Origin of the sequence: Mesorhizobium sp. M0184 (genome assembly GCF_040322215.1) — a bacterium.
Classification (GTDB): domain Bacteria; phylum Pseudomonadota; class Alphaproteobacteria; order Rhizobiales; family Rhizobiaceae; genus Mesorhizobium.
In genome coordinates this window covers 1-6,125 of record NZ_JAMYSZ010000076.1, presented here as the reverse complement: position 1 = coordinate 6,125, position 6,125 = coordinate 1, and the positions used below count along the sequence as shown (strand labels likewise).

General features: G+C 57.1%; 5 protein-coding genes and 2 pseudogenes. 1 reads left to right on the top strand and 6 read right to left on the bottom strand.

Annotated features, from left to right (window positions below):
- Positions 1 to 653 precede the first annotated feature (653 nt).
- From NKJ23_RS34195 to NKJ23_RS34180, 4 genes and pseudogenes are all read right to left on the bottom strand, one after another.
- Positions 654 to 935, bottom strand: a complete 282-nt coding sequence (locus NKJ23_RS34195) for a ParB/Srx family N-terminal domain-containing protein (RefSeq protein ID WP_502900030.1) — start codon at positions 933 to 935, stop codon at positions 654 to 656.
- Positions 927 to 1,089: pseudogene (locus NKJ23_RS34190) on the bottom strand (IS256 family transposase); the annotation flags it as partial. The gene NKJ23_RS34195 and the pseudogene NKJ23_RS34190, both read right to left, overlap by 9 nt.
- A 123-nt stretch (positions 1,090 to 1,212) precedes the next feature.
- Entirely contained in the window at positions 1,213 to 2,982 is a 1,770-nt protein-coding gene (locus tag NKJ23_RS34185) for a GNAT family N-acetyltransferase (RefSeq protein WP_352496769.1), read from the bottom strand.
- The gene (locus NKJ23_RS34180; RefSeq protein WP_352496770.1) at positions 2,979 to 3,458 is read right to left on the bottom strand and encodes a coproporphyrinogen III oxidase; all 480 of its coding nucleotides are present in this window, start codon (positions 3,456 to 3,458) and stop codon (positions 2,979 to 2,981) included. Before NKJ23_RS34180 ends, NKJ23_RS34185 begins: the two co-directional genes overlap by 4 nt.
- A gap of 470 nt (positions 3,459 to 3,928) precedes the next feature.
- Here NKJ23_RS34180 and NKJ23_RS34865 point away from each other — a divergent pair.
- A pseudogene (locus NKJ23_RS34865) lies at positions 3,929 to 4,068 on the top strand (transposase); the annotation flags it as partial.
- A 458-nt stretch (positions 4,069 to 4,526) separates the two neighbouring features.
- Here the strand turns inward: NKJ23_RS34865 and NKJ23_RS34860 are convergent.
- On the bottom strand, positions 4,527 to 5,633 hold the full coding sequence (locus NKJ23_RS34860) for an IS3 family transposase (protein WP_502902617.1): 1,107 nt from the start codon (positions 5,631 to 5,633) through the stop codon (positions 4,527 to 4,529).
- Entirely contained in the window at positions 5,612 to 5,962 is a 351-nt protein-coding gene (locus NKJ23_RS34165; RefSeq protein WP_352496771.1) for a transposase, read from the bottom strand. Before NKJ23_RS34165 ends, NKJ23_RS34860 begins: the two co-directional genes overlap by 22 nt.
- Positions 5,963 to 6,125 lie beyond the last annotated feature (163 nt).

The window sequence follows — 6,125 nt, the reverse complement described above, 5'->3', positions numbered from 1 at the left end:
CGGATCGATCAAAATGGCGGCCTTTGAACATGACAAACTCCCGGAAAAAAGAGCAAGCGTCATGCAGCAAATGACCTTTCCGAAAAGTTTGCGACAGAACCCCGGCTCATGCCGCCATAGATTTTACCGCGTTGGCGGCCAAAGCTGTGACAACAAGCATAGCGCCCGACAAAGAAGCAGCCGTTGCGGCGATGCTCAACAAGGTGCGCTCTCTCCGAGCCCACGCATCCGACACCGAGGCTTTCGATCGAAATTTGAGCGTCGTCGAAGATACTTTGCCTGATGTAGTCGATGGGTAGGCTAGCATTCGATGCGGCGGAGATTGTCTACCGTGACCTTGTCGCACGAATCGTCGACGACACATGCCTCAAGGTGTCTCAAGAATCCGCGGCGTCGAATTCAACCGCAAATCCCGCGTCGATCGCGCTTCGCGCACTGAGATAGCCAAGTTCCCAATCCGTGAGTTCGCAAAGCGGAATTGGGCGATCGACACGCGGCCCTACGACCAGAACGACCCTGATGTGGTTGCCGATATCAACGGCAAGGACGCTGGTGAACTCTTGATCGTCTACCACACTGGATGTCGCGTAACGTATTTGCCCCCCCCGTAAGGTCCATGTGTCGGCAGCACTCACGGCCAACCCGGTCGCCGCTCAGCGCAGGTCGATCTCGACGCTCTGATCGCCAAGATCGAACTCGGCGCGTCGCAGGTTTTCGGCAAGAGAATCCTCTTCGGCCGAGGTCTCCTGCCCGCGGCTGACGATGCAGGGGATTGGCTCGCTCTTTGCCAAGCGCTTTTGCTTGATGAGGATGCCGAGCGCGAGATAGCGCCGGCCGCCGGCGGGCACTTCGAACGTGCTGGTCTCCTCGCCCTCGCCGTCAAGAACGGGACGGACGTTCAGGCTCTGGATCAGCTTTCGCCGTCCTGCCGCCATGGCCCTGATGAAGCGCTCACCGAAGATACGGCGAAATGGACCTTTGCCATGGACCAGTCACTTGGCGGCATTCTTTCTCGGATCGGTTCAAGATCAGATAGAGCAGTTTTGTGGCGGCATCGTCGCTCGGGAAGTGGCCCCTGGCCCTGACTGCCCAAACGCTGGTGGGTTGACCATGGATATCGGAACACCGAAAAGGGCCGCGCTTTGTGTGCGCCCGCAACCTGACCCCAAGCGCTATCGCCCAGGCTGCCGGCAGCGCTCCTAGACAACCCCATCAGTCTGAATTCCCGGGTCGCTTCTCAGCAGAAATCAACAAGTCATCCTGGCTGGCGAGCCGCTTCTCGAAGAAAATCACGGCATACCCATGCAACATCCCCTCACCGCGGCGACTATAGCCAGACGTCTCATAGAGCTTTTGAGCCCCGACTTGGATGGTTGTTGTGTCGAGCATTATGCACTTGAAACCTAGCGCAACGGCGCGCAGCTCCAATTCACTAAGTATTCTCCTTCCAAGCCCTCGTTGTTGAAAGGCGGGATCGACCCGCATCCGCTTCAGCTCTGCAACATAATCTTCGGCAGGTTTCAGTCCACCCATAGCAACGAGTTGGCCGCCAATATGCGCAACTACAAAATCTCCGCCTGAGGCTAGATATACGTCGCCGACATTGCGTAAATCATCCTCCCATGCCCCTTCCGGCCCATGTACACCAACAGCGTCGGATGCGCTTCGATGCAACCGCCATACATCTTCAGCATCTCCTACCTCGAATCGGCGAAAGACCACTTCGTCTTGAGACATTGACCATTTTCGCCTGATGTCGGAGCTATGCTTGACCGAGGAGAATGCCGCCTCTAGCTTTGGTGCGCTCCCTAACAGCCGCTGCGACAACACAGCCTCAATACTTTCCGACATATCAACTCCAACAATTGGGAGACCCGGCCCTACCGTATATTTCAGGGCCGCACGACGATGCATCCGGGTAAACCGATCCAGCGCACAAACACAGGACGCGTGCAGCTCTCGGATTTCGCTGCCCTGGCGCTCCACGATGGACGAGACCGTTGCGAGCTTAGGGAAGGGCGCTTTCCCTTCAAGCCAGCTTGGCTGGGTTCTCGCTCGCACCTTGTCTGGCGACAACCAGCGAAATACGTCGCCAATGCATTTTTGAGGATAATATTCCGACAACCGATATACATCCTTGTAGAATTGCGGCTTCTGGCGCAACAGCTCTTCGCCGATCAGTAGAACCGAGACCGCCACGATGCGGGCAGAGAAACGACCGCTTGGGCCAAGCCTATCCTTGTAAGGGTTCTTTCCGTAGAACATGCGAAATTGCCCGAAAAGATCGTGCGACATATGTTCATAAAAACGTTCCAGAATATAAATGGCTGACTCCAGCGACTTCATGCACAGCGATAGACACTTGCGTGCATCTGCCGCGACCGTGTCTCGCAACTCAAGAAGAGCTTCTATTGCCGACTGTAAGTCACCCTCAATAAGTTGATGGCCGAGGCAAAAATCGCGCTCCTCGACCCCAGCTGAACCGAGGCAATATACGCGAGGATCGCTCTCCACCGGGTTGGTGAGGATCATGTCTTCATAGGAGAGGACATCAATGCTAGGCTGCCGCTGACGACTTAATTGTGCAATACGCATCAACGGTTCTCCTACCGTCAACTCCGCATCGACGGGATTGAGGCCGGCAAACGCGGACATCTGATAAGCACAATTGACGAGATACTGAATGTCTGTCTTAGCCACTCCGAAGTCGGACTGGGGCAGATTTATTAGCTGCGCCTCACAGTCTGTTCCCCGTATCATCGCGTTGATGCTCTGCCCAAGCTCCTTAACCGCTTCATCTGGCCGTTCATTCCCTTTGATCTGCGCAATATGGTGCGGGAGTTGCTCGGCGACGAAATCGCTGACAATCCCAAGCGGGCGTTTTGCCTGGCTGCGGTCGATGCTGTCGACCAGGTGAGAAAATATCCCCCGCGCCTGATGGGCGGGTCGATCTGGGATGGAAAAGGACGAGGTAAAGGTCATTGACGAGGTCCCCCGACTTCACCGAAAAACAGCTTGCATTTTCGCACTTGAGCCGTACCGTCCCGCTGGCGAGTAATCGTGCTTTTCCACGAGGTCGGTCTTCTTGTCCCTATCCTGCTATCGTTGTAGGCTACCCGGTCAAGCACCTGGTCCGAGAAAAACAGCAGAGACACAGCGCCTGAATTGATGATGCCGGCGGAAGTCAGGGAAAGTACGCCGTCGTTAGAGATGAATACCAGGTCGGCCTCCTTCAAGATTTCAAGCTCGCGGGGAAAGTATTCTTCGAAGGGCACCCCAAATTCCCGTGCGAAGCGGGATGACAACACTCCGCTGCTTCGCAACGCAAACATTACTGTCCTGCGCATCAGATCGTCCTCTGACAGTGCGATACCTTTCCAAATCGGTTTATCGCCCGCTTCAACTCTAGTCAGACACCGATCAAAATCGGCCTCATTATAGAACCGGCACTGGCTCATGTAGCCAAATCCGCTAACCCCAAACGGCACAAGATTATTGTCGTTCCAGGAATTGTACTTGCGAGACTGTTGAAAGGAGTGCGGTTGCGACGCCTGCGTCCATAGAAAATCGGCCGGTGACGATAGCCAAGCGCGGTGAGGATGTGCTCCGCCAAAAAATGCATGATTATCCGTTCCTTGGAGGGCAAGATGGGTCTTGCAATCGTGGGCGGTGGGAGTTCAACAAACCCATTTATTCCAGTCCTTTAATTTTGCCGAGCGATCGCTTCGCTTACCTGGCAAGCAATTTCGCCGGCTCTCAACGGAGGGAGCAAAATTCATGCCAATTTGTATTTTGGCGCTAAAAATTAGATTGTAGATTTCCTTTCAGTTACTTAGCAAAAACATCGAGGAAGCCGGCCAAACAAGCCTATGTCCTAAAGTCGCCAAAACAGACATAAATTGTCGGACACCGTCGAAGGCCGCTGAGCCTCATCCGCTTCGACGAGAGCGGGGTCACCATCCACTATAAGGATTATCGCCGCCCTGGCGCCGACCGGCGGCAGTGATGACGCCCGCCACAGACGAGTTCGTCCGTCGGTTCCTAAACCATGTCCTGCCACCCGGCTTCGCAAGTCGTCTGGTCTTCCGGGGTGGTCATCGGGCGGCAGAGCCACATTCAGCAATTTGCGAGCGGCGGGGGGCCGTGCCCATGCTGCGGCGGACCATGATCATTATCGAGTTGTTCGCCTGCCGGGGGCAGCCGCGAGCGCCGCCCTACGGCTCTCCAGCAGCACGCACGACCGCGCATGGTCCGACCTCACCACCCCACGCCGTTCCTGCGCTTACCGCGAAATCCCGCTGGCGCCGCCGCCGTCGGCAACCGCATCGAGCCCGGTCCAAAGCTGCCCGTCGTGTCGCGTGCAGCGGTTACCGAGATCAGCACGCTTCTGTCGCCCACACAGCGCAAGCAGCTTGACGCGCCCTTGTCGGACAAAACGCATCTTCGCCAAAGCCGCTTGGCATGGCTGCGCGCACCGGCCTCTCGGGTTGGCGGCAGGTCGCTGGCCGAGCTCCTCCAGCTCGATCTTATCCGGAATCATCGGTGATGCACCGACGCGCCTGCCTTCGCATCTCAGTCCCCGTATGGCCCAAATGGCCAAGGAAGGCGGCCTCTAAACGGCGCAAGCCTTCCAACAGATGGGTCCGGCCCGCCGTCATGCGGTTATGATAGCGACCTTGAATGAGCTGGCAATCATCGTGACCGATGCCGCGCTCAGACGCGAAACTCTTGCACTGGTTAGTACGGTTCTGTCGCAAACTTTTCGGAAAGGTCATTTGCTGCATGACTGGAGTGCGCCCCTCGGACCGGACAGGGTCAAGCCGCAGTTTTGACCATCTGCCGGGCGTGTTGGTCCTCGAACTGTTGCGGGCTGAGATAGCCGAGCGTTGAGTGCAATCGGCGGGTGTTGTAAACCTCATCAATGAAGCGGGGAAGGTCCTCAGCGAGTCGGCGAAGGTTTCGTAGGCCATCGGATAGACGGCTTCGACCTTCATCGTCTTCATGAAGCTTTCCGCTTTCGCATTATCGTAGGGATTGCCGCGCCGGCCCATCGATCCAATAAGATCGTGCTCGGCGAGAACGTTGCGGTAGAGGAGTGCGGCATATTGCGACCCTCGGTCCGAGTGATGGACGCAGCCCGGCGGGGGTTTTCGTCGTTCGATTGCCGCCTTCAATGCTGCAACGGTCAAGCGCGCGTCGATCGACCGACCGATGGCGTAACCAACGACCTTGCGTGACCAGGCATCCAAAATGACCGCGACGTAGACGAAGCCCGCCGCAATCGTCACGTATGTTATGTCGCTCACCCAGAGCTGGTTCGGGCCGTCGGGTGTCACGTTCTTCGCCAGGTTCGGGAAGATCGGCAACTCGTGATCGCTGTCCGTAGTGGCGATGAAGCGCCGCCTGATCCTGGGCTGCAGATCGTGCTCGCGCATCAACCGTCTGACCTTCTTGTGATTGACGACGATGCCGCGCTGCCGCAGCGCCGCCTGCATGCGGCGATAGCCGTAAGCTTCGAAGCTGTCGGAGATCTCACCCATCGTCTCGACGAGCGCTGTGTCATCCACGGCGGTTTCGGGCTGATCGTAGTAGGTTGATCGCGCGATCCCCATCAGCCGGCATCCTTCAGCGATGGAGACACCGCCGGGCCGGTGATCACGGATGTAGTCCCGCTTCTCGGACGTGGTGCGCTTTTCAGAGCCCCCTTTAGAAACTCAATTTCCAAGGCTTGCCGGCCTACCAGCCGCTCCAGCGCTGCGATCCGCGCCTCATAGGTCTGCATCGTGTCGGCCGCCGCCACGTCTTCGTCGAAGGAGCCGGCCTCGTATTTCTGAACCCAGATGCGGATCAGGTTACGCGGCAGTTCGTGCCGCTTTGCGAGACCATGCAGCGTCTCGCCGGACAGGAACTCCTGCACTACCTGACGTTTGAAGTCGATGCTGTGCGTGCGATAAGTCACCATGGGCTTCCATCCTTCGAAAGCCCGGCTTCCAAGTCAATTCTGCTTGTTCATCCCGTCCGGTCCGAGGGGCGCACTCCAGACGCTTGCTCTTTTTTCCGGGAGTTTGTCATGTTCAAAGGCCGCCATTTTGATCGATCCGTGATCCTGCTGTGCGTTCGCTGGT

Bases quoted from the DNA above. Each gene is read 5' to 3' on its own strand.
- NKJ23_RS34195 (WP_502900030.1), bottom strand. From the start codon at position 935: ATGGCGGCAGGACGGCGAAAGCTGATCCAGAGCCTGAACGTCCGTCCC.
- NKJ23_RS34185 (WP_352496769.1), bottom strand. From the start codon at position 2,982: ATGACCTTTACCTCGTCCTTTTCCATCCCAGATCGACCCGCCCATCAG.
- NKJ23_RS34180 (WP_352496770.1), bottom strand. From the start codon at position 3,458: ATGAGCCAGTGCCGGTTCTATAATGAGGCCGATTTTGATCGGTGTCTG.
- NKJ23_RS34165 (WP_352496771.1), bottom strand. From the start codon at position 5,962: ATGGTGACTTATCGCACGCACAGCATCGACTTCAAACGTCAGGTAGTG.